The 22,507-nt window shown below is 63.1% G+C and carries 19 protein-coding genes; 10 read left to right on the top strand and 9 right to left on the bottom strand.

Translation table 11 applies throughout. The features are described from left to right. Positions 1 to 12 precede the first annotated feature (12 nt). Positions 13 to 1,164: an aminotransferase class V-fold PLP-dependent enzyme gene (locus V1286_RS21660; protein ID WP_334482412.1), complete on the bottom strand. Its 1,152-nt coding sequence runs from the start codon at positions 1,162 to 1,164 to the stop codon at positions 13 to 15. A 251-nt stretch (positions 1,165 to 1,415) separates the two neighbouring features. On the opposite strand from V1286_RS21660, the gene yghU reads away from it, so the two are divergent. Both yghU and V1286_RS21650 read left to right on the top strand, forming a co-directional pair. Next, positions 1,416 to 2,309, top strand: coding sequence for a glutathione-dependent disulfide-bond oxidoreductase (gene yghU / locus V1286_RS21655; RefSeq protein WP_334482410.1), 894 nt, complete (start codon positions 1,416 to 1,418; stop codon positions 2,307 to 2,309). A 16-nt stretch (positions 2,310 to 2,325) separates the two neighbouring features. Then, entirely contained in the window at positions 2,326 to 3,084 is a 759-nt protein-coding gene (locus tag V1286_RS21650) for an alpha/beta fold hydrolase (protein ID WP_334482409.1), read from the top strand. 116 nt (positions 3,085 to 3,200) lie between these two features. Here the strand turns inward: V1286_RS21650 and V1286_RS21645 are convergent, their stop codons facing one another. The 4 genes from V1286_RS21645 to V1286_RS21630 form a co-directional block, all read right to left on the bottom strand. Further along, on the bottom strand, positions 3,201 to 3,821 hold the full coding sequence (locus V1286_RS21645) for a flavin reductase family protein (protein ID WP_334482407.1): 621 nt from the start codon (positions 3,819 to 3,821) through the stop codon (positions 3,201 to 3,203). Positions 3,822 to 4,018: 197 nt separating this feature from the next. Next, the gene (locus tag V1286_RS21640) at positions 4,019 to 5,293 is read right to left on the bottom strand and encodes an acyl-CoA dehydrogenase family protein (protein ID WP_334482406.1); all 1,275 of its coding nucleotides are present in this window, start codon (positions 5,291 to 5,293) and stop codon (positions 4,019 to 4,021) included. A 145-nt stretch (positions 5,294 to 5,438) separates the two neighbouring features. Further along, entirely contained in the window at positions 5,439 to 6,794 is a 1,356-nt protein-coding gene (locus tag V1286_RS21635; protein WP_334482404.1) for an amidohydrolase, read from the bottom strand. 58 nt (positions 6,795 to 6,852) lie between these two features. Beyond that, the gene (locus V1286_RS21630) at positions 6,853 to 7,233 is read right to left on the bottom strand and encodes a VOC family protein (RefSeq protein WP_334482403.1); all 381 of its coding nucleotides are present in this window, start codon (positions 7,231 to 7,233) and stop codon (positions 6,853 to 6,855) included. 322 nt (positions 7,234 to 7,555) lie between these two features. On the opposite strand from V1286_RS21630, the gene htpX reads away from it, so the two are divergent. Continuing rightward, positions 7,556 to 8,494 (top strand): zinc metalloprotease HtpX, encoded by a 939-nt coding sequence (gene htpX, locus V1286_RS21625; protein ID WP_334482402.1) that lies wholly within the window; start codon positions 7,556 to 7,558, stop codon positions 8,492 to 8,494. 68 nt (positions 8,495 to 8,562) lie between these two features. Here the strand turns inward: htpX and V1286_RS21620 are convergent, their stop codons facing one another. After that, positions 8,563 to 9,342 carry an SDR family NAD(P)-dependent oxidoreductase gene (locus V1286_RS21620; RefSeq protein ID WP_334482400.1) on the bottom strand — a complete coding sequence of 260 codons (780 nt, stop codon included), beginning with the start codon at positions 9,340 to 9,342 and terminating at the stop codon, positions 8,563 to 8,565. A 167-nt stretch (positions 9,343 to 9,509) separates the two neighbouring features. Here V1286_RS21620 and V1286_RS21615 point away from each other — a divergent pair, with 167 nt between their 5' ends. Genes V1286_RS21615 through V1286_RS21605 form a run of 3 tightly spaced genes read left to right on the top strand, consistent with a single transcriptional unit; the run spans position 9,510 to position 11,655 of the window. Beyond that, positions 9,510 to 10,295, top strand: a complete 786-nt coding sequence (locus V1286_RS21615) for an enoyl-CoA hydratase/isomerase (RefSeq protein WP_334482398.1) — start codon at positions 9,510 to 9,512, stop codon at positions 10,293 to 10,295. Further along, positions 10,292 to 11,278, top strand: a complete 987-nt coding sequence (locus V1286_RS21610) for a phosphotransferase family protein (protein ID WP_334482396.1) — start codon at positions 10,292 to 10,294, stop codon at positions 11,276 to 11,278. The genes V1286_RS21615 and V1286_RS21610 overlap by 4 nt, the downstream gene beginning before the upstream one ends. Before the next feature lie 2 nt (positions 11,279 to 11,280). Further along, positions 11,281 to 11,655, top strand: coding sequence for a DUF6285 domain-containing protein (locus V1286_RS21605; RefSeq protein ID WP_334482394.1), 375 nt, complete (start codon positions 11,281 to 11,283; stop codon positions 11,653 to 11,655). 87 nt (positions 11,656 to 11,742) lie between these two features. Here the strand turns inward: V1286_RS21605 and V1286_RS21600 are convergent, their stop codons facing one another. Beyond that, complete coding sequence (locus V1286_RS21600) at positions 11,743 to 12,522, bottom strand: enoyl-CoA hydratase-related protein (RefSeq protein WP_334482392.1); 780 nt, start codon at positions 12,520 to 12,522, stop codon at positions 11,743 to 11,745. Between the two features lie 224 nt (positions 12,523 to 12,746). Here V1286_RS21600 and V1286_RS21595 point away from each other — a divergent pair, with 224 nt between their 5' ends. Then, positions 12,747 to 14,021, top strand: a complete 1,275-nt coding sequence (locus tag V1286_RS21595) for an acyl-CoA dehydrogenase family protein (protein WP_334482391.1) — start codon at positions 12,747 to 12,749, stop codon at positions 14,019 to 14,021. Positions 14,022 to 14,142: 121 nt separating this feature from the next. On the opposite strand, the gene V1286_RS21590 is transcribed toward V1286_RS21595, so the two are convergent. After that, positions 14,143 to 15,723, bottom strand: a complete 1,581-nt coding sequence (locus V1286_RS21590; RefSeq protein ID WP_334482389.1) for a fatty acid--CoA ligase — start codon at positions 15,721 to 15,723, stop codon at positions 14,143 to 14,145. Between the two features lie 156 nt (positions 15,724 to 15,879). Beyond that, positions 15,880 to 16,752, bottom strand: a complete 873-nt coding sequence (locus tag V1286_RS21585; RefSeq protein ID WP_334482387.1) for an SDR family oxidoreductase — start codon at positions 16,750 to 16,752, stop codon at positions 15,880 to 15,882. 101 nt (positions 16,753 to 16,853) lie between these two features. On the opposite strand from V1286_RS21585, the gene V1286_RS21580 reads away from it, so the two are divergent. The 3 genes from V1286_RS21580 to ppc all read left to right on the top strand — a co-directional run bounded on the left by V1286_RS21580 (position 16,854) and on the right by ppc (position 22,385). Further along, entirely contained in the window at positions 16,854 to 17,669 is an 816-nt protein-coding gene (locus V1286_RS21580; protein ID WP_334482385.1) for a crotonase/enoyl-CoA hydratase family protein, read from the top strand. 172 nt (positions 17,670 to 17,841) lie between these two features. Then, positions 17,842 to 19,383 (top strand): acyl-CoA synthetase, encoded by a 1,542-nt coding sequence (locus tag V1286_RS21575; RefSeq protein WP_334482384.1) that lies wholly within the window; start codon positions 17,842 to 17,844, stop codon positions 19,381 to 19,383. Positions 19,384 to 19,592: 209 nt separating this feature from the next. Next, complete coding sequence (gene ppc, locus V1286_RS21570; protein WP_334489818.1) at positions 19,593 to 22,385, top strand: phosphoenolpyruvate carboxylase; 2,793 nt, start codon at positions 19,593 to 19,595, stop codon at positions 22,383 to 22,385. Positions 22,386 to 22,507: the final 122 nt, after the last annotated feature.

Here is a 22,507-nt window from a genome sequence, read left to right as displayed (position 1 = left end):
CCACCCTACGTGTCAGCCCCGGAGTCGCCTGCCCAAAACTTCCACGAACCGGTCGACATCAGCCTCGTCATTGTAAACGTGCGGCGACACACGCATGCGTCCCAGGCGCGGTGCGACATAGACCCCTTCGCTTGCCAGTCCCTCGACGAGGCCCGCCGGCATTCCGCCTTTGAAAGCAAGGCTCAATACATGCGGCGCCCGCAGATGCGGCTCCGGCACGTGGACGCCGATGTCGCGCACGCCCGCCGCGATCCGCTCCGTCAGCATCGTGAGACGTTGCACAATGGCCGGTGTGCCCCAGTCAGCCATCATTTCCATGCCGATCGAAGCCATCTCCATCGAGATGAAATGATCGCGCTCGCCCATGTCAAAGCGCCGCGCGTCGGGAACGTAACTGAGATCTGTGAAATAGACTGCGTTCTCGGCGCGCACGTTGCGGCGGCCGGACGCGGTCTGCTCGAGCGGGATACCGCCTTGATGGCGTTTTGCAACATAGAGAAAGGCGCGGCCGTAAGGGCCGAGCAACCATTTGTAGGTCGGGAAGACCAAAAAATCCGGGTCGAGATGCTTCACGTCGGTCGCGAGGACGCCCGTGCTGTGCGTGGCGTCGACAAGGAAGGCGGCGTCCCGCTGCCGCAGCGTCGCGCCGACCTTGTCGACATCGATCAACCCGCCGTCCGACCAGTGCACCGAGGAGATCGAGGCCAGGCTGACCGGCGGGGCGCCGGATCGCTCGATGCTTTCGAGAACCGCCGATGTCCAGTCACCGTCGTCAGGTTGCCGAACCGTCTCGACGGTGAACCCTTCCGCCTCGGCCCGCGTCTGCCATTCGAGCACCGGCGAGGAATGATCGTTCTCCAGCACGATCACGCGTGTGCCGCGGGCGATCGGCAGCATCTTCGCGGCGGTCGCAGCGCCGTAGCTGATCGAGGAAATCAGCGCGATATCCGAAGCCTCGGCATTGATCAGCCGGGCGGCAGCAAGGCGCGCGCGTTCATGCTGCTGGTTGGCGAAGGAGGCCTCGAGCGTCCACGGCGTACCCTTGCGGAGCACCGCGGCACGGCCGGCCTCCAGCGTTCGAAGCGGCAGCGGGCTGTAAGAGGCGGCGTTCAGGTAGCAGATCTGGCGCGGTATCTCGAATAAAGCGCGCTGTGACGGGAGCATTTGGATGGTCTCGTTGTGGTGACCAATCCATTATGGCCGATCTCGACCACGCCAGCCACAGAAGCATTGCTCCGAGTACACCTGCCTCGTGCAATCAGGGCAAGGGCGCAGCATGGTGCATTCCTCCCCTGACTTTTGTACGCTATTTGTTTGGTTGCGGTGCTGATACGAAACCTTACATGGATTGCGCCGGCCGCTGCGCGACAGATCGTGCAACCGCGGGACGGCCGAAGAAGCTTGGAGCCGAACCAATGACCGACGCCCCCGTCACCGATCCCACAGCTTACGAGCCGCCAAAAGTCTGGACCTGGAACAAGGAGAGCGGTGGCCGCTTTGCCAGCATCAATCGCCCGATCGCAGGCCCCACGCATGAGGCCGAACTGCCGGTCGGCCGCCATCCGTTCCAGCTCTATTCGCTGGCAACGCCGAACGGCGTCAAGGTCACCGTCCTGTTCGAGGAGCTGTTGGCGGCCGGCCACAGCGGCGCGGAATACGACGCCTGGCTGATCAAGATCGACGGCAACCAGTTCGGCAGCGGCTTTGTCGCTGTCAATCCGAACTCGAAAATCCCGGCGCTGATGGACCGCAGCGGACCGACACCGATCCGGGTGTTCGAGTCCGGCGCGATCCTGATGCATCTGGCTGAAAAGTTCGGCGCGTTCCTGCCGAGCGGTGGCGCGGCGCGGGCGGAATGCCTGTCGTGGCTGTTCTGGCAGATGGGCAGCGCGCCGTTTCTCGGCGGCGGTTTTGGCCATTTCTACGCCTACGCGCCGACCAAGATCGAATACGCCATCGATCGCTACGCCATGGAGGTGAAGCGCCAGCTCGACGTGCTCGACCGGCGTCTGGCCGACAACGAATATCTCGCAGGCCACGAATACACGATCGCCGACATGGCGACCTGGCCGTGGTACGGCGCGCTGGCAAAGGGCCTGGTCTACGGCGCCGGCGAATTCCTGTCGGTGCACGAATACAAGAACGTGCAGCGCTGGACCGACGCGATCGCAAAACGCCCGGCGGTGAAGCGCGGCCGCATGGTCAACCGCATCTCGGGCGATCCGGCGAGCCAGTTGCACGAGCGGCATGAGGCCAGCGATTTCGATACCAAGACGCAGGACAAGATCGGCGAGCCGGCGAAAGCGTGATGCAAGGGTGAACGCGATGAGCTTTTTCGAAAAGGGCGTCGTCCGCATCCACTACCAAGAAGCCGGCTCCGGCTTCCCGCTGCTCCTGATCGCCGGCGGCGGATTGAACTCGAACATCTCAGGCATCACCGGCGACTATCCGCCCTTCAACGCCATCAAGGAGTTCGGCGACGAGTACCGCTGCATCGCCTACGACCTGCGCAACGCGCCGCCCGGGCAGTCTTCCGGCCCGCTCGAGATCGACCGTCCCTGGGATTCCCACACCGACGACCAGCTTGCGCTGATGGATCATCTGGGCTTCGACAAATTCATGGTGCTGGGCTTCTGCATCGGCGGCCCGCTGATCTGGAATCTCATCAAGCGCGCCCCGGACCGCGTCGTGGCGGGCGTGCTGGCGATGCCATCCGGGTCGCGCCCCGAAATGCGTAATCTGTTCTACGACAACAACATGAAGGGCTGGGCGCCGGAGCTAACAAAGCGCTGGCCCGACATCACGATGGAGCAGGCTGAAAAATTCCTGACTCGAATGTACCGGACCGACCCCGATTTCGTCTTCACTGTGACGCGTGATTTCGTGCGGAGCTGCCAGACGCCGGTGCTGATCCTGCCCGACGACATCCCCGCGCACCCTTACGCCGTCGCCATGGAAAGCGCGATGCTGGCGCCGAATGCGGAAGTGAGTTTATTTCCGTGGAAGGAGCCGAAAGAGCGCGTGCAGCTCGCGGTGCGCCAGATCCGGTCTTTCCTGCGCGCGCATCGGCCGGCGGCGAGTTAACCGCGACTGCGTAGGGTGGGCAAAGCGCAGCGTGCCCACCATCTAACGACGTTCACGGATGAAGATGGTGGGCACGGCGCAAGTGCGCCTTTGCCCACCCTACGAACCGCGTCCGCTTAGGCGCTGGTCTTCGCCCCCTCGGCGGGCGGAAACACTACCCTATCATCCGTCCGGCAATAGCGATCCGCGAACATGCGGCCGATCGGATGGTAGCGCTCCATATGGACGCGCATCGCGGCGTGGTCCCATAATTCGTCGCGGATGTGGAAGTGAATGCCTTCGCCCATCACCAGCAGCCGGTCGCCGTTGACGTCGATTTCCTTCCAGGTCCTGCATTCCATCGCAAACGGCGCATCCGCCAGCCGCGGTACGGCGATTTTCGTCGATGGCGCCAGGTTGAGATTCAAATAATCCGGCTCGCCGATCTCGGGCGGGAAGTCGCCGCTGCTCTCGTGCATCGCATGCGCCAGCGCCTCATCGGTCATGTTGACCACGAACTCGTTGGTCGCCCGGATGTTGATCACGGTATCCTTCACCCGGCCGTCGGGACGCAGATTGGCGGCGAACATGCAGAGCGGTGGATCCTCACAGAACACGTTGAAGAAACTGAACGGCGCCGCGTTGACCACGCCGGCAGGTCCCATCGACGTCACCCACGCGATCGGCCGCGGTAGCACGAAGGATGTAAGCACCTTGTAGCGCTCGCGGGGTTTCAGGTCGCTGGGGTCGTATTGCATGGGCATTCCCGTTTCGGCGGAGGTCCTTGCCTCGCCCTGCGTGCGGGGAGAGGTCGACGCGCTCGGCAGCGCTCTTGCGCGCCTGAGCGCGGCGGGTGAGGGGGACTCTCTGCGAACTCGCTGCTTATTGTATTCGCGGAAGCAGCCCCTCACCCCGACCCTCTCCCCGTGAAGAACGGGGAGAGGGAGATCAGTCACTACGGCATGCTCAATTCATGCCTTCCGACCACCATCCAGTGCACCTCATCCGGACCGTCCGCGAAGCGTAGGTGGCGGACGTCCTGGTACATTTCGCCGAGCGGGCTCCACTGCGATATACCAGTCGCGCCGTGCATCTGGATCGCCTGGTCGATGATCTTGCAGGTGCGTTCCGGCACCATGGCCTTGACCATGCTGACCCAGATCCGCGCCTCCTTGTTGCCGAGCACGTCCATCGCCTTTGCAGCCTTCAGCACCATCAACCGCATCGCCTCGATCTCGCAGCGCGCCTGGGCAATGATCTGCAGATTGCCGCCGAGATGGGCGATCTTCTTGCCGAAGGCTTCGCGGGTGAGCCCGCGCGACACCATCAGGTCGAGCGCCTTTTCGGCCTTGCCGATCGTGCGCATGCAGTGATGGATGCGGCCCGGTCCGAGGCGGACCTGCGAGATTTCAAAGCCGCGGCCTTCGCCGAGTAGCATGTTCTCCTTCGGCACCCGGCAATTGTTGAAGCGCAGGTGCATGTGGCCGCGCGGCGCGTGGTCGTGGCCGAACACGTGCATCGGGCCCAAAATCTCGACGCCGGGCGTGTCTGTTGGTACCAGGATCTGCGACTGCTGCTTGCTCGGCGGCGCATCGGGATTGGTCTTCACCATCACGATCATGATCTTGCAGCGCGGATCGCCAGCGCCGGAGATGTAGTATTTCTCGCCGTTGATCACCCATTCGTCGCCGACGAGCTTTGCCGTCGTCGAAATGTTCTTGGCATCCGACGAGGCGACATTCGGCTCGGTCATCGCATAGGCCGAGCGGATCTCGCCGGCCAGCAGCGGCTTCAGCCACTTCTCCTTCTGCGCCTTGGTGCCGACGCGCTCCAGCACTTCCATGTTGCCGGTGTCGGGTGCCGAGCAGTTCATGGTTTCCGAGGCCAGCGGATTCTTCGCGAGTTCGACTGCGATATAGGCATAGTCCAGGTTCTTCAGGCCCTGGCCGGTCTCGTCATCGGGCAGGAAGAAGTTCCACAAGCCTTCTTCCTTGGCCTTGTCCTTGGCCTTCTGCAGCACCGCAAGCTGTTCAGGCGTAAAGCTCCAGCGGTCGGTCTTTTTCTCGCCGAGCTTGATGAACTCGAGCGACATCGGGTCGACGGTTTCGCGGATGAACTTCTTGACGTGCTCGTAGAGCGGACGGACCTTGTCCGACATGCGCAGATCGTTGAGTTCTTCGCCCGGATTGAGGTTGTAGGTCGTCGTTCGCGGGATATAGGCGTGTTTCATGGATTATTTCCTCCCATTTGCGCAAGAACGTTCATCTTGCGGGCGCGCACTCGGCTCGTTGGCCGGCAATGTAGACGGCGGGGAGGGGCTTGTACAAGCAAGCCTGGGGAGATGCGATTTTCCGCCTCATGGCAAGCGAGACGAATTACCTTCCGGCTCCATTATTTGTGCCGGGCCTTCTGATCGAGGCGCTGAGAACAGCGAGCGTCATCGCGGTAATCCCGGTCTCGATGGTCGGCTTCGGCACCGGCGCGAACAAGGGCGAGTGGTTGGCCGGCAGCTGCGGACCTTCGCCCTCGCGGGCGGCAGCGACGCGCTCCGGCTCGTAGACGCCGATTCTGAAGAACATCGAGGGCACGCCGGCGTTGATGAACTCCGAATAATCTTCGCTGGGCGTGACGGGCGGTATTGGCCTGAGCTTGTCGCCGAACGCCGCTTTCAGCACTTTTTCTGCCGTGGCAACCACGCCGGGATCATTGATCACGGCCTTGGTGCCCTCGGTGATCGTGATCACCGGCTCCGGCGCATTCGACATGGCGGCGACCGCCTTCGCTGTCCGCTCGATACCAGCGAGCATCTTGGCGCGCACCTCCGGCTTGAAGCTGCGGATGGTGCCTGCCAGCACCACATCGTCGGGAATGATGTTTACTGCGGTGCCGCCGTGGATCGTACCGATGCTGACAACGCCAAATTCGGTCGGATCCTTTTCGCGGCTGACCACACTCTGAACATCGACGACAAAGCGCGCGGCCATCATCACGGGGTCAATGGTTGCCTGCGGCACCGCGCCGTGACCTCCACGGCCGCGGAATTTGATGTAGAGGCCGTCGGCAGTCGAGGAGCCGGCGCCCACGGTATAGAGCACGGTGCCATAGGCGAAGGCGCCGTTTGCGTGCAAAGCAAAGCCGAAATCGGGCTTCGGAAATCGCGTGAACAGGCCGTCCTCCAGCATCGCCTTGGCGCCCGCCACGATTTCTTCCGCCGGCTGGGCGATGAACATCAGCGTGCCCCGCCACTGGTCTTTCAGGCCCAGCAGCGTCTTCGCCGTTCCAACCCAGCTCGCCATGTGGATGTCATGGCCGCAGCTATGGGCGACGAACACTTCGCGCCCGTTCCAACTGGTCTTGTCGCGGCTCGCATAATCGAGGCCGGTCTTCTCTTCCATTGGCAGGCCGTCGAGTTCGGTGCGTACCATGATGGTCGGCCCGTCGCCGTTCTTGTAGATGGCGACCAGCCCGGTCTTGCCGACATTCTCGGTGACCTCGAAGCCGAGCGCGCGCATCTCGGCTGCGAGCCTGGCTGCGGTTTTCACTTCCTGAAACGCAAGTTCGGGATGGGCGTGGAGCTCCTTGTAGAGCGCGTCGAGCTTTGGATAGTCGCTCGCGATCGACGTCTCGATTGCCTTCTTGAGATTGATAACGTCGAGCTCTGCGTAGGCCGGTAGCAGGCTGGCTGCGAACAATGCGGCTGATACCGCCAGGGATCTGACACATGGATTCATGATGTGGGCCCCTTGATTGCGTCGGATGGGTATCGCTTCGCTCCACCCATCCTGCGATTTACGTCGCCATCCGATGCATCGCGCAAATCTTGTTGCCGTCGAGATCGCGCAAATAGGCGAGATAGAGTTTGCCCGCGCTGCCTTCGCGTACGCCCGGCGGATTTTCGCAACTGGTGCCGCCATTGGCGAGGCCCGCGGCGTGCCATGCATCGGCCTGCTCGGGAGACTCAGCCGCAAACCCAATGGTGCCGCCGTTCGCCGGCGTCGCCGCCTGGCCGTTGATCGGTTTCGACACCGAGAACACGCCGGTCTTGGTGAAGTAGAAAATGCGATGGCCGTCGACCTTGGCCGGCCGGACGCCAAGCGTGCCGAGCAGGGCGTCATAGAACGCCTTGGCCTTCTCCAGGTCGTTGGTGCCGATCATCACGTGCGAAAACATTTCTTCAATTCCTCCCCAGTTTTTTCAGGACGAACAGACGCCATTGTCCTGCGCCTTATGCGGGCCGCAAATAGTCCTGCGCGCTGCTCGTTGCCAGTCAATGTAGACGGCGGCGCCGGCGTTGTCCAAGCAGGCCCGCCCGTCCCGGCGGTAAGTCCCGCCAGACCCCAAATTACGGATCGTTAATCCCACTCGCGCGTTGGTTCCTCCGCTAACGCGGCGCGACGACGCACCCCGGCATATCTTGAAGGGCTGCCAGGGAAATCACTACCTCTGGGATGCCAGGCCCCGACCTTCGGCCGCGGGCGGCAAGGAGACGACAATGAGCTATTTCAAGACTGCCATTCTGTTGGCCGGTCTCACCGGCCTCTTCATGGGCGTCGGTTATCTGATCGGCGGCGCCACCGGTGCCCTGATCGCGCTCGTGATCGCGGCTGCGACCAATCTGTTCGCCTACTGGAATTCGGATCGCATGGTGCTGTCGATGTACGGCGCCCATGAGGTCGACCAGCGCACCGCGCCTGATCTTTTCAATCTCGTCGCCGAGCTGGCCGGGCGCGCCGGCCTGCCGATGCCGCGCGTGTTTCTGATGGACGAGCCGCAGCCCAACGCGTTTGCCACCGGCCGCAATCCGCAAAACGCGGCGGTCGCCGTCACCACCGGTCTGGTGCAGTCGGTCAGCCGCGAGGAGCTCGCTGGAGTGATCTCGCACGAGCTCGCGCATATCAGGAATCACGATACGTTGCTGATGACCATAACTGCGACGATTGCCGGCGCCATCTCGATGCTGGCGCAATTCGGCATGTTCTTCGGCGGCAACCGCGACAACAACGGCCCCGGCATCATCGGCTCGATCGCCATGATGATCCTGGCGCCGCTCGGCGCCATGCTGGTGCAGATGGCGATCAGCCGGACCCGCGAATACGCCGCCGACGATCTCGGCGCGCGCATCTGCGGCCAGCCGATGTGGCTGGCGTCGGCGCTGTCCAAGATCGCCAATGCCGCGCATGTGGTGCCGAACCCGGAAGCCGAGCGCAATCCGGCAACCGCGCACATGTTCATCATCAACCCGCTGTCGGGTCACGGCATGGACAATCTGTTCACGACGCACCCCTCGACCGAGAACCGCATCGCCGCGCTGCAGCAGCTCGCGGCGGAGATGGGCGCGCACGGCGGCACGCTTTCCGTCAACGCCCGCGGCAATTATCCGCGCCGCAGCCCGTGGGGCCGGACTTCCGCTTCGCGCGGTCCGTGGGGCTGAAGCGCCTCTCGTGGTGAGGCGCGCGGCATTGCCGCGCGTCTCGAACCATGAGGCCGGTATGTTTCCAGCTAGAACGCCGTATAGCCGCCGTCGATCACAAAACAATCCGCTGTATGATACGACGACGCCTTGCTCATGATGTACACCGCGATGCCGCCGAAATCCGTCGGCTCGCCGAAGCGGCGCACGGGAATCCGCGGCAGCACGTTGGCGACAAACTTGTCGTTGGCCATGATGCCGGCGGTCATGTCGCTCTTGATCCAGCCGGGCAGGATCGCGTTCGCGGTGACGCCGTGCCGCGCCAGTTCGACCGCAAGCGCGCGGCACAGCGCGTTCAGCGCCGCTTTGGTGCCGGCGTAATGCTCGTTGCGTGCGGTGCCGAACAACGACGCCAGGCTCGAGGTGGCGACCAGCCGGCCGAATCTGTCGCCGGCCTCGGCGCGTTCGGTCATGTGGCGGGCGGCGGCCTGAAACACATGGAAGACGCCGTCGAGATTGGTTGCGAACATTTTTCGCCATTCCTCCTCGGTGCGGTCGATGAAGGCGCGCCGTCCGCCGCCGCCAATACCGGCATTCGCAAAACAGCCGTCGACCCGGCCGAACGTATCGAGCGTGGCCTTCATCGCGGCTTTGACGGAAGCGGGATCGGAGACGTCGCAAATCTGGGTATCGACCTTGCCGGGACCGGCCGACATGGTTGCGGCTGCGCTTTTGTTCTTGTCGGCGTTGCGGCCCCAGATCGAGACGTTGCAGCCTTGCGCGTTCAGCGCCTGCGCGATGCCAAGGCCGATACCGCCATTGCCGCCCGTGATGACCGCCGTGCGGCCGGTAAGGTCGAAGATGCTCATTGGGTGTTCCCATTTTGTTTGGAGCAAGTTAGTCGTGCGCCCGGTGGCGGGCAGATGTTCTGCGGCAAGCATGGACAAGCGTGCTCGGAAAATCAAATATGGGTCGAGAACCCCTTCAGATCTTCCGCGCAGCGAAATAGCGCGTAAACACAAGTCATGAGGAAGCAATGCAGTTCAAGCACGTCACGCTCGATTTCGATGGCCCGGTCGCCATTCTCAAGCTCGACCATCAGGAGGTCATGAACGCGGTCTCGATGGACATGCTGGGCGGCCTCGGCGAGGCGCTCGACGCGATCGAGGACAAGCGGGAGGAGGTGCGCTGCCTCGTGCTGACCGGCGCCGGGCGCGCGTTCTGCACCGGCGCCAATCTGCAGGGCCGCAACAAGCCCGGCAAGAGCAACGCCGGCTCCTCGCTGGAAATCGGCTTCCATCCGTTCCTGCGGCGCTTGCGCCGGCTGCATTGCCCGATCGTGTCGGCGGTCAATGGTCCCGCCGCCGGCGCCGGGATGAGCTTCGCTTTGATGGGCGACATGATCGTATGCGCGCGCTCGTCCTATTTCCTGCAGGCGTTCCGCCGCATCGGCCTGGTGCCGGATTGCGGCTCGACCTGGCTGCTGCCGCGCATGATCGGCAAGGCGCGCTCGGTCGAATTGTCCTTGATGGGCGAGCGGCTGCCGGCCGAGAAGGCGCTGGAATGGGGCCTCATCAACCGCGTCCATGACGATGCTGTCTTGATGGAGGAGGCGATGAAGCTCGCGCATGAACTCGCCAATGGGCCGACGATCGCGCTGTCGCTGATCCGAAAGCTCTATTGGGACAGCCCGGAAAATTCCTTCGAGGATCAGCTTAACCTCGAATTCGAATCGCAACGCATCGCGGGCGCGGCAGAGGATTTCAAGGAAGGCGTCGCCGCGTTCCTGGAAAAGCGTCCCGCCAAGTTCAAAGGGAAATGATCGAGGAACAACTCGGACGCTGCGTCGCCTCCTGGTATCCGGGAGCGACCGGCGTGACTGGGGCCGCCAAACTCTCCGGCGGTGCCAGTCAGGAGACCTGGACGTTCGATATCGCGCACGCGGGCGGAACCACCGGCGCCATCCTGCGCCGGGCGCCGCCGGGCTATGGCGCGTCGCCGGGACGGGCCGCCGGCCTCGATGCCGAGGCTGTCTTGATGCAGCTCGCGCATGACGCCGGCCTGCCGTCGCCACGGGTGATGCATGTGCTGAAGCCCGAGGACGAACTCGGCACCGGCTTCATCATGCAGCGCATCGAGGGCGAGACCATCGCGCGCAAAATTCTTCGCGATGAGCAATTCGCCAAGGCGCGGCCGATTTTGGCGCGGCAGCTAGGCAAGGTCATAGCCGGCATTCACGGCTTGCCGTCATCCAAACTGCCGAAGCTGCGCGAGATGAGCGCGACAAAGGAGATTGCCGACCTCGAGCGGGAATACCGCAGTTTCGGCTGGCCACGTCCGGTGTTCGAATTGGCGCTGCGCTGGCTGCGCGAGCGCGATCCCGGGCCGTCGGAGGAGGTGACGCTGGTGCATGGCGACTTCCGCCATGGCAACCTCATCATCGGCCCCGACGGCGTGCGCGCGGTGCTGGACTGGGAGCTGGCGCATCTCGGCGACCCGATGGAGGATCTCGGTTGGATCTGCGTCAACTCATGGCGCTTCGGCGAGATCGACAGGCCGGTCGGCGGTTTTGGCTCGCGCGAAGAATTATTCGCGGGCTATGAGGAAGCCGGCCGCAAGGCCGACCCCGATCGCGTGATGTTCTGGGAAGTGATGGGCACGCTGCGCTGGGGCATCATGTGCTGCGGCATGATGCAGCGCTTTCGCTCCGGCCCCGATCACTCGATGGAGCGCGCCATGATCGGGCGGCGTTCGTCGGAGACGGAAATCGATTTGCTGAGATTGCTTGCTCCGAGAGGAGGGTAAAGATGCAGGACGAACCGACACCCACCGAACTGATCAAGGCGGTCGCGGACTTCCTCCGCAACGAGATCGCGCCCGTCATCAAGGGCCACAACGCCTTCAAGCTCCGCGTCGGCATCAACGCGCTGGACCTGGTCACGCGGCAACTAGCGCTGGAGCAGGAGAGCGACGCCGCGGAGGCCGTGCGGCTGAAGCAGTTGCTCGGCTCGGACGGTTCGCTGATCGAGTTGAACCGCGAGCTATCGGAAAAAATTGCAAAAGGCGAGGTCGATCTACAGACGCCCGGGCTCGCCGAGCATCTCTGGCAAACCACGATGGACAAGCTCGCCGTCGATCAGCCGAGCTACGCGTCGTACAAGAGGGAGCTGGGGAATAAGTAGGATGGGTAGAGCGCAGCGAAACCCATCATGAGCATCGGCGCACCAACGATGGATTTCGCTTCGCTCTACCCATCCTACAAGGTATCATCACTTCCCCAGCCATTTCGGCGGCCGCTTCTCCGCAAACGCTTTCGGCCCCTCGATGTAGTCCTGCGAGGCCGCCATCGCCTTCACGGCCGGGTACTCGCGCTGCTCGGCGATCGCCTGCTCCAGCGATCCGTCAAGCCCGCGCTGGATCGCCTGCTTGGAGGCGCGGATCGACATCGGCGAGTTCTTGCAGATCGTCTCCGCCCAGCGCTCGGCCGCCGCCAGCGCTTCGCCGGCCGGAACCACCTCATTTACAAAACCGAGATCGAGTCCCTCCTTGGCCGAGACGTGGCGGGCGGTGAGGATCATGCCCATGGCGCGCTTCAGCCCGATCTGCCGCGGCAGGCGGTGCACGCCGCCGGCGAGGGCCGCGAGGCCAACGCGCGGCTCGGGCAGCGCGAAGGTGGCATTCTCCGAGGCAATGATGAGGTCGCACGCCAACGCGATTTCAAAACCGCCGCCCAACGCGACGCCGTTGACGGCGGCAATGATCGGCTTGTCGCAGTCGAACCGCGAGGTGAGGCCGGCAAAACCGCCCTTGTCCCAGCCGCGCTTTCCTCCCGCCGCCTGCCACTTCAGATCGTTGCCGGCGCAAAAGGCCTTGTCGCCGGCGCCGGTGACGATCGCGACCCATTGCGCAGGGTCCGCGGAGAAATCGTCGAACACCTTGTTGAGTTCGAAATGCGCGTCGATATGCAACGCATTGTACACTTCGGGCCGCGACAACGTGATGATCGTGATCGGGCCCTTGCGCGTTACCTTGGAGAATTTCAGATCCATGTTTGCTCCCGTTTCGATTTTCTGCGGCGAAGAATATTGACCACAATCATAGCGCCGGCGCGGCGTCCGATACCATCCAATTACGCAACGCCGCCGCGCGTGCCAAGGTCCATTCCGTTGCTTGACTTGGGCGGGGTCTTCCAACCTAAATCGATCCGAGCAGGAGCGCTCGCGTAGCGCCTAAACGCAAATCAAAACAAACGACATTTCCGGGAGAGACCGCCTTGGATTTCAACCTGCCTGCCGACCTCACTGCCTATCTCGACGAACTCGACCGCTTCATCGCGCGCGAGATCAAGCCGCTGGAGGAGGCCGACGACAACATCCGCTTCTTCGATCATCGCCGCGAATGGGCGCGCACCGATTTCGAGAACGGCGGCCTGCCGCGGCATGAATGGGAAGCGCTGCTGCGCAAGGCCAAGAACCTTGCCGACGCCGCGGGCCATCTGCGCTTCGCGATTCCGAAGCGCTACGGCGGCAAGGACGGTTCCAACCTCTGGATGGCCGTGATCCGTGAGCATTTTGCCTCGAAAGGCCTCGGCCTGCACAATGATTTGCAGAACGAACATTCGATCGTCGGCAATTTGCCGATTGTAACCATGCTCGACCGCTACGGCACCGACGATCAGAAGGCGATGATCGACGGCTCGATCACAGGCAAGTATCGCATCACGTTTGGTCTCACCGAGCCCGAACACGGCTCCGACGCGACGCATATGGAAACCAGGGCCGTTCAGGCAACCCGTGACAACGTCAAGGGCTGGGTCATCAACGGCCAGAAGATGTGGACCACGGGCATGCATGTCGCGACCCATTGCGCGCTGTTTGCCCGCACGTCCGGCAATGACGGCGATGCGCGCGGCATTACCTGCCTGCTGGTGCCGGCCAAGAGCCCGGGCGTGAAGGTCGAGGAATACATGTGGACCTTCAACATGCCGACGGATCATCCGCGCGTCAGCTTCACCGATGTGTTCGTGCCTGAGGATGCGCTGTTCGGCGAAATCGGCCGCGGACTATCGCTGGCGCAATGTTTTGTGCACGAGAACCGCATCCGGCAGGCGGCAAGTTCGCTGGGCGCTGCGGTCTATTGCATCAACGAGAGCGTCAAATACGCGCGTGAGCGAAAACCGTTCGGCAAGGCGCTGGCTGAGAACCAGGCGATCCAGTGGCCGCTGGTCGAGCTTGCGACGCAGGCCGAGATGCTCAGGCTGTTGATCCGCAAGACCGCGTGGGAGATGGACCAGCTCACCCAAGCGCAGGTCGAGCACACGCTCTCCGACCGGGTGTCGATGTGTAATTTTTGGGCCAACCGCCTGTGCTGCGAAGCCGCCGACCGCGCCATGCAGGTCCACGGCGGCATGGGCTATTCACGCCACAAGCCGTTCGAACACATCTACCGCCACCACCGCCGCTACCGCATCACCGAGGGCAGCGAGGAAATCCAGAAGCGCAAGGTGGCAGGATTCCTGTTCGGCTACATGGGGGCGGGGAAGCATTGATCCACACACCGTCATGGCCGGGCGTGACCCGGCCATCCACGTCTTCGTACCGAAGCCAGAAAGCAAGGCGTGGATCACCGGGTCAAGCCCGGTGATGACGTGGAGAGAGCGTGCCGCGTCCTCAATTCACCTGACGATCCTTGCCCGCCCAATATGGTTCGCGCAAACTCCGCCGCAAAATCTTGCCCGACGGGTTGCGCGGCAGCGCTTCCAGAAAGTCGACCGATTTCGGCGTCTTGAATCCCGCGATGCGCTCGCGGGTGAAGTTGATGATGTCGGTGGCGATCGCCTGCTTGCCCGGCTTCATCACCACGATCGCCTTCACCGCTTCGCCCCATTTGTCGTCGGGGATGCCGATCACGGCGGCTTCGGCGACGTCAGGATGATCGCAGATCGCGCTCTCGACTTCGGCCGGGTAAATGTTCTCACCACCGGAGATGATCATGTCCTTGATGCGGTCGTGGATATAGAGGTAGCCGTCCTCGTCCATGTAGCCGGCATCGCCGGTGCGCAGCCAGCCGTCGCTGCCGAGCGTCCTCGCGGTCGCCTCGGGCAGGTTCCAGTAGCCGGCCATGTTGGAGCCGGAGCGGGTGGCGATTTCGCCGACCTGGCGCGGCGGCAATCGCTTGCCATCAGGGTCGAGGATCGCAAGCTCGATGCCGGGCAGGGCTTTGCCCGCGGAGCGCATCCGCTCCAGCCCCTCGACGTGGTCCTCGGGCGGAAGGGCTACGATGGTGCCTGTCGTCTCGGTCATGCCGTACAATTGCACGAAGCCGCACTTGAACACCTCGATGCACTCCTTCAAAAGCGCAGCAGGAATCGGCGAGGCGCCGTAGAGCATGTATTTCAGGCGGGAGAAATCGACCTGCCGCGCCCGCGGTTGCCGCACCACGAACTGCATCGCGGCCGGCACCATGAACAGTTTTGTAATTCCGGACTGTTCGAAGAAATCCAAAATCCTGGTCGGATCGAACTCGCGCGCGATCACGCCCTTGGCGCCGTGATAGAGGCCCATGACGCCCCAGCCGGAGCCGCCGATATGGAAGATCGGCATCGCCACCAGCGAGACGTCGTCGCTCGTCCATTTGTTCCACTCGGGCTTCTCGGCCTCGCTGCCGGCGTTCACCAGATTAAGAAAGTTGGCATGCGAAAGCATCGCGCCCTTCGGCTTGCCCGTGGTGCCCGACGTATAGAGCTGGATCGCGATGTCCTTCGGGCTGATCGCAACCCTCGGGTCATCGCCGCTGGCAGCATCGCGCCAAGCTGTAAAATCCGACCATTCCGGCGCGCCGCCTTCGGTGGTGACCACGTGACGCACATCTGGCAATTGCGCCTTGATGTTGCGGACCTGGGTGATGAACTCGGGGCCTACAAACAGCACCGGCGCCTTGCAGTCGGCGACGATGAAGGCGACCTCCGGTCCGGCGAGTCGCCAGTTGACCGGCGCCATCACCGCCTTGGCCTTCATCGCGCCCATCAAGAGCTCGAAATAGAAGTCGCTGTTCTTGCCGAGATAGGCGATCCGCTCGCCCGGCTTGACACCGAGCGCGATCAGCGCATTCGCAACGCGGTTGGTGTTGATGTCGAATTCGGCGAAACTTGTCTGGCGTCCCTCGAACTCATAGGCGATCGCGTCGCCGCGCGTTCTGGCGCGGTCGCGCACCATGTCGGCAAGGTTCGTCAATTGCTGCGAAGCGGACATGTCTCTCCCGTAGGTATTATTATTGTTTACCCGGGAGATGATATTGGCTCGGAGCGTTACACGCAATCGTCCGTCATTGCGAGCGAAGCGAAGCAATCCACGCTTCCTTCGCGGCGGTATGGATTGCTTCGCTTCGCTCGCAATGACGAGGAGAGATCACCCCCGCGCCGCGCGGTCCTTTTCGTTCTGCGCCTTGATCGAGTCGCGCGCCGTGTTCCAGTCGTCGTCGCTCCAGTCGCGCAACTGATAGAAATTACCCCCCATGGCGAGGGCCTGCGCGCCGTCCATGGCGATGGTTTCGCCGTTGATCCAGTCGCAGCCGCCGGAGATCAGGAACACGGCGAGGTTCTGCAATTCCTCCATGGTGCCGACCCGGCCCATCGGGTTCTGCGCCCGGGTGCGCGCGCCAGCCTCGTCGCCGGGCTTGATGCGCTTGCTCATGCCCTCGGTCGGGATTTCGCCGGGCGCAATGGTGTTGAGGCGGATGCCGTGCTTGCCCCATTCGACCGCCAGCGACATCGTCATGGCGTGGATCGCCGACTTGCTCATCGCCGACGGCACCACATAGGGCGAGCCGTTGCGCACCCAGGTCACGGTGATCGACACCACGTTGCCGGGCAGCTTGGCGGCGATCCAGCGCCGTCCGACCGCGTGCGTCACGTAGAAGGTGCCGTGCATCACGATGTTGGCGACGGCATCGAAGCCGCGCGGCGAGAGTTCTTCCGAGCGCGAGATGAAATTGCCGGCCGCGTTATTGATGAGATCGGTGAGGGGACCTTCGGTCCAGATCTGTTCGATCATTTCGTCGACGGCAAGCGCATTGCGGATGTCGACGCCGTGGCTGACCACGCGCCCGCCATGAAGGTCCATCAATTCGGTCGCGGTCTCGTCGCACACGATTTTGCGGCGGCCGCAGATGTGGACCTCGGCTCCCAGTTGGAGAAACCGCGCGGCCATGGACTTGCCGAGGCCGGTGCCGCCTCCGGTCACGAGAATGCGCCGCCCGGCGAGAAGCTGATCGTTGAACATCGTTTCCACCCACGGGAATTGTCTGTTAATTGGTCGATTGACTAAAACCGGCAACAGCCGTTCTGTAAAGCGCCAAGAAGGAAGTGTGGAGGAGAATTATCATGGAGCAACGCGTTTCGATCTCGATTTCGGACGGCATTGCCGATGTCCGGCTGGTGCGGGCCGACAAGATGAACGCGCTCGACGCCGCGATGTTCGAGGCGCTGGTGGCTGCGACCGAACGGCTTGCCCGTGAAAAGGCGGTTAGGGTGGTAGTATTGTCCGGGGAGGGGCTGGCGTTCTGCGCCGGTCTCGATATGGGACGTTTTGCGGCCATGAAAGAGAATGGCGGTAATGGGATCGCCGGTGGCGAGAAACGTGACCTCACTGCACGCACACATGGTGTGGCGAACTTTCCGCAAGCTGCGGTCTGGGGCTGGCGGCAGCTTCCCGTGCCTGTCATCGCCGCGATCCAGGGTGTGGCGTTCGGCGGCGGTTTCCAGCTCGCGCTCGGCGCCGACATGCGCTTCCTCACGCCGGACGCGCGGATGTCGATCATGGAAATCAAATGGGGGCTGGTGCCCGACATGGCCGGCACGCCGATCCTTGCGAGCCTGGTCCGTGACGACATCCTGCGCGACCTGACCTATACCGGGCGCATCTTCTCCGCCCAGGAAGCCATGAGCTACGGCCTCGCGACGCGGATCTGCGACGATCCGCTTGCTGCGGCCTTCGAGGTCGCGCGCGAAATCGCCGGCAAGAGTCCGGATGCGATCCGTGCCGCCAAACGCATGCTGAACAAGCTGTCTGTCGATCCCGCTCCGGCGCTAATGGCTGAATCCGTCGAACAGCAGAAGCTGCTCGGCAGCCCCAACCAGACCGAGGCGGTGCGCGCCAATATGGAAAAGCGCGCGCCGCGGTTCGCGGACGCGGGGTAGGTAGTTCCGTCACTCCGGGGCGGCGCGAAGCGACGAACTATGATGTGCAATTGCACATCAGAGAATCTCGAGATTCCCCTATGCGCAATTGTGCATCTGAGGTCTGTGCTTGCGCACCATCCCGGAATGACGGCCTTTCGTTCCAAACCCGGCAACAGATCGGAAAGCGACAATGTCCACCTCTCCCTTCCACGGCATTATCAGCGGCCCCCGCAAGCGCAGCCACGATGAGGTCGCCGAACGTGCCGACCGCATCGCGGGCGGATTGCAAAAACTCGGCGTCAAACAGGGCGACAGCGTCGCCATGCTGATGCGCAACGACATCGCCTTCATCGAGGCGGCCTATGCGGCGATGCGGCTCGGCGCCTATGGCGTGCCAGTGAATTGGCACTTCAAGCCGGAAGAGATCAATTATGTGCTGAAGGATTCCGGCACTTCGGTGCTGATCGCGCATGCCGACATGCTGCATCAGCTGCGCGAGGCGATACCGCAAGGCGTCACTTCGCTCAGCGTGCCGACGCCGCCGGAAATTCTCGGCAATTACAAGATCAATCCCGATCACCTCACCACGCCCGACTTTGCGATCGATTTCGAATCCTGGCTGAAGCAGCACCCGCGCTATGACGGGCCGGTGGTGCCGCAGCCGCAGAACATGATCTACACCTCGGGCACCACAGGCCATCCCAAGGGCGTGCGCCGCTTCGCGCCGACACCGGAGCAGACTGCCAACGCCGAACGCATGCGCAGCCTGATCTACGGCCTCAAGCCGGGCGCCCGTGCACTGCTGCCGGGGCCGCTCTATCATTCCGCGCCGAACTCGTTCGGCCTGCGCGCCGGCCGACTCGGCGGCGCACTGGCGATCATGCCGTGCTTCGATGCGGAAGAATTTTTGCGGGTGGTCGAGACCGAGAAGATCGACACCATCTTCATGGTACCGACCATGTTCATCCGCCTGATGAAGCTCCCGGTGGAAGTTCGCAGGAAATACGACATGTCGTCGCTGCGCCACATCATCCATGCCGCCGCGCCCTGTCCGGCCGACGTCAAGCGCGCGATGATCGACTGGTGGGGCCCGATCATCTATGAATTCTACGGCTCGACCGAGTCGGGCGCCGTCACCTTTGCCACTTCGGAGGACGCGCTGAAGAAGCCCGGCACCGTCGGCAAGATCGCCCCGGGAGCGGAACTGCGCTTCATCGGCGACGACGGAAGGGAATTGCGGCAGGGCGAGATCGGCGAAATCTATTCGCGCATCGCGGGCAACCCGGATTTCACCTATCACAACAAGCCCGACAAGCGTTCCGAGATCGATCGCGAGGGGTTCATTACCTCGGGCGACGTCGGCTACATCGACGCAGACGGCTATGTCTTCATCTGCGACCGCAAGCGCGACATGGTGATTTCGGGCGGCGTCAACATCTATCCGGCCGAGATCGAGGCCGCGCTGCATGCGATACCGGGCGTGCACGATTGCGCGGTGTTCGGCATTCCCGACACGGAATTCGGCGAGGCGCTGATGGCCGTGGTGGAGCCGCAGCCGGGAGTGACGCTCGACATTGCCTCCGTCCGCGCGCAGCTCAAGATATCGCTGGCCGACTACAAGGTGCCAAAACACATCGAGATCCAGTCCAACCTGCCGCGGGAAGATTCCGGCAAGATCTTCAAGCGCCGCCTGCGCGATCCCTACTGGGAGCGGGCGGGGCGGAGGATTTAGGTACGTTCAGCCGTCATGCCCGGCCTTGTGCCGGGCATCCACGTCCTTGCTTGCCGAGCGAAGAACGTGGATGGCCGGGTCAAGCCCGGCCATGACGGAGTAATCGCAATTCTGGCCGCCCCCATCTTTATCTTGCACTGCGGCAAAAAACTTGCACACTCGGAATTGCCAGGCAATTTCTGAGGTAGCCAGCCATGTCTTCCCAGATAGTGTCTTCCCAGACCGTGCCTTCCGAGACCGAGGCCCGGTCGAATCGCAGCGATGACGCGCTGGCGCTGGAGGAAGACGCGCGGCTGCGGACCGATATTCGCCTGCTCGGGCGTATTCTCGGCGATACCGTGCGCGACCAGGAGGGCGCCGACGTGTTCGACCTGGTCGAACGCATCCGGCAGACCTCGATCCGGTTCCACCGCGACGAGGACAAGCTGGCGCGGCGGGAACTCGAGACCATCCTCGACAGCATGTCGACCAGCGACACTCTGCGCATCGTTCGCGCCTTCAGCTATTTCTCGCATCTCGCCAACATCGCCGAGGACCAGAACAACATCCGCCAGATGCGCGGTCGTGGTCCCGGCGGGCCGCGGCCGAGCCTACTGACCCAGACGTTGTCACACGCAAAGGCGGCCGGATTCAGCGCCGCCGACCTGCGCCGCTTTTTTGGGGAGGCCCAGGTCAGCCCGGTGCTGACCGCGCATCCCACCGAAGTTCGCCGCAAGAGCACGATCGACCGCGAGATGGAAATCGCTGGATTGCTCGACCAGCGCGAACGCGTCCAGCTCACGGCGGAGGAAGCCGAAGCCAGCGCCGAACAACTGCGCCGCGCCGTGCTGACGCTGTGGCAGACCAATCTGCTGCGCAGGACCAAGCTGACCGTGCTCGATGAAGTCGCCAACGGTCTCTCGTTCTACGACTACACCTTCCTGCATGAGGTTCCGCGGCTGCATTGCGCGCTGGAAGACCGGCTGAACCAGGAGGAAGGTGGCACGCCCGGCGAACTGGCATCGTTCCTGACCATGGGAAGCTGGATCGGCGGCGATCGCGACGGCAACCCGTTCGTGACGGCCGACGTGATGCGCGGCACGCTGCGCCTGCAGTCGAGCCGGGTGATGAACTTCTATCTGGAGGAGTTGCACGTCCTCGGTTCGGAACTGTCGCTGGCGGCGCATCTTGCCGACGTCTCCGACGAATTGCGCGCGCTGGCCGGACGCTCGCCGGATACCTCGCCGCATCGAAGCGGCGAACCGTATCGGCTGGCGGTGTCCGGCATCTATGCCCGGCTGACGGCGACCGCAGTGAGGCTGGAGGTCGAAACCACGCGCCGGCCGGTGGGCGAGGCCGCGCCTTATGCGAGCGTGAAGGAGTTCAAGGCCGATCTCGACGTGCTCGATCGTTCATTGATTGCGAACAATTCCGGCGTGATCGCGCGCGGGCGGCTGCGGTCGTTGCGCCGGGCCGTGGATTGTTTCGGCTTCCATCTCGCCCGGCTCGACATCAGGCAGAATTCGGCGGTGCATGAACGCACGGTGGCGGAACTGTTCGACGCGGCGATCCCCGGGATGTCCTATCTGGACCTCAACGAAGAAGCTCGCGTCAATCTGCTGCTGAGTGAGTTGCGCAGCGCGAGGCCGCTCAGCTCGGCCTTCGTCAAGTACAGCGAGGAGACGCTGGGCGAACTCGCGGTGTTCCGCGCGGCTGCCGAAGCGCATGCCAGGTTTGGCAACGACGTGATCCACCAATGCATCATCTCCATGTGCAAGGGGATGTCGGATATGCTGGAGGTGGCGGTGCTGCTGAAGGAGGTCGGTCTCATCAATCCTTCCGGCCGCAGCGCCATCAACATCGTGCCGCTGTTCGAGACCATCGAGGATTTGCAGGCGTCCTCCGGCATCATGGACCGGATGCTGTCGCTGCATGATTACCGCCGGCTGGTGGACAGCCGCGGCGGCGTTCAGGAAGTGATGCTCGGCTATTCCGACAGCAACAAGGATGGCGGCTTCGTCACCTCGGGCTGGGAGCTCTACAAGGCCGAAATCGAACTGGTCGAGGTGTTCGAACGCCACCATGTGCGGTTGCGGCTATTCCATGGCCGCGGCGGTTCGGTCGGCCGCGGCGGTGGTCCGAGCTATGACGCCATCATTGCGCAGCCCGGCGGCGCGGTGAATGGCCAGATTCGCATCACCGAGCAGGGCGAGATTATCTCGAGCAAGTATTCCAACCCGGAAGTCGGCCGCAGCAATCTGGAAATCCTCGCTGCCGCGACGCTGGAGGCGAGCCTGCTGCATCCGCGGCAGAGCGCGCCGCGCAAGGAATATCTGACCGCAATGGAGCAACTTTCCGCGCTGGCCTTCAAGGCGTATCGCGGACTGGTCTACGAGACTGAGGGCTTCGCCGATTATTTCTGGGGCTCCACCGTCATCACCGAAATCTCGACGCTCAACATCGGCAGCCGCCCGGCGTCGCGCAAGAAGACCCGCGAGATCGAGGATCTGCGCGCTATCCCATGGGTGTTCAGCTGGGCGCAATGCCGGCTGATGCTGCCGGGCTGGTACGGCTTCGGCTCGGCGGTCGAGACCTGGATCGCGGAGCATCCGGAGCAGGGCATGCCGTTCCTGCAGGAGCTCTACCGCGAATGGCCGTTCTTCCGCACGCTGCTATCTAACATGGACATGGTGCTGGCCAAGAGCTCGATCGCGATCGCCTCGCGCTATGCCGAACTGGTGCCTGATGTGAAATTGCGCGAGAGCATTTTTGGGCGCATCCGACGCGAATGGCATTCCTCAATCGAGACGCTGCTCGACATCATGGGGCACGAGCGCCTCTTGCAGGGCAACCCGCTGCTGGAACGATCGATCCGCAACCGCTTTCCCTATCTCGATCCACTCAACCATGTGCAGGTGGAATTGCTGAAGGAGCATCGCGCGCAGAACCCGGACGAGCAGGTGCTGCGCGGGATTCAGCTGACGATCAACGGCATTTCGGCGGGGTTGCGGAATAGCGGGTGACGCTGAGCCGCGGCCTCACCGCCTTCATTGCGAGCGCAGCGAAGCAATCCATCTCTCCGCATGCGCGGATGCATGGATTGCTTCGTCGCTCCGCTCCTCGCAATGACGGCGAGGCTTTTCAG

It is taken from the genome of Bradyrhizobium algeriense, assembly GCF_036924595.1.
Classification (GTDB): domain Bacteria; phylum Pseudomonadota; class Alphaproteobacteria; order Rhizobiales; family Xanthobacteraceae; genus Bradyrhizobium; species Bradyrhizobium algeriense.
This window is presented reverse-complemented; position numbering and strand designations above follow the sequence as displayed.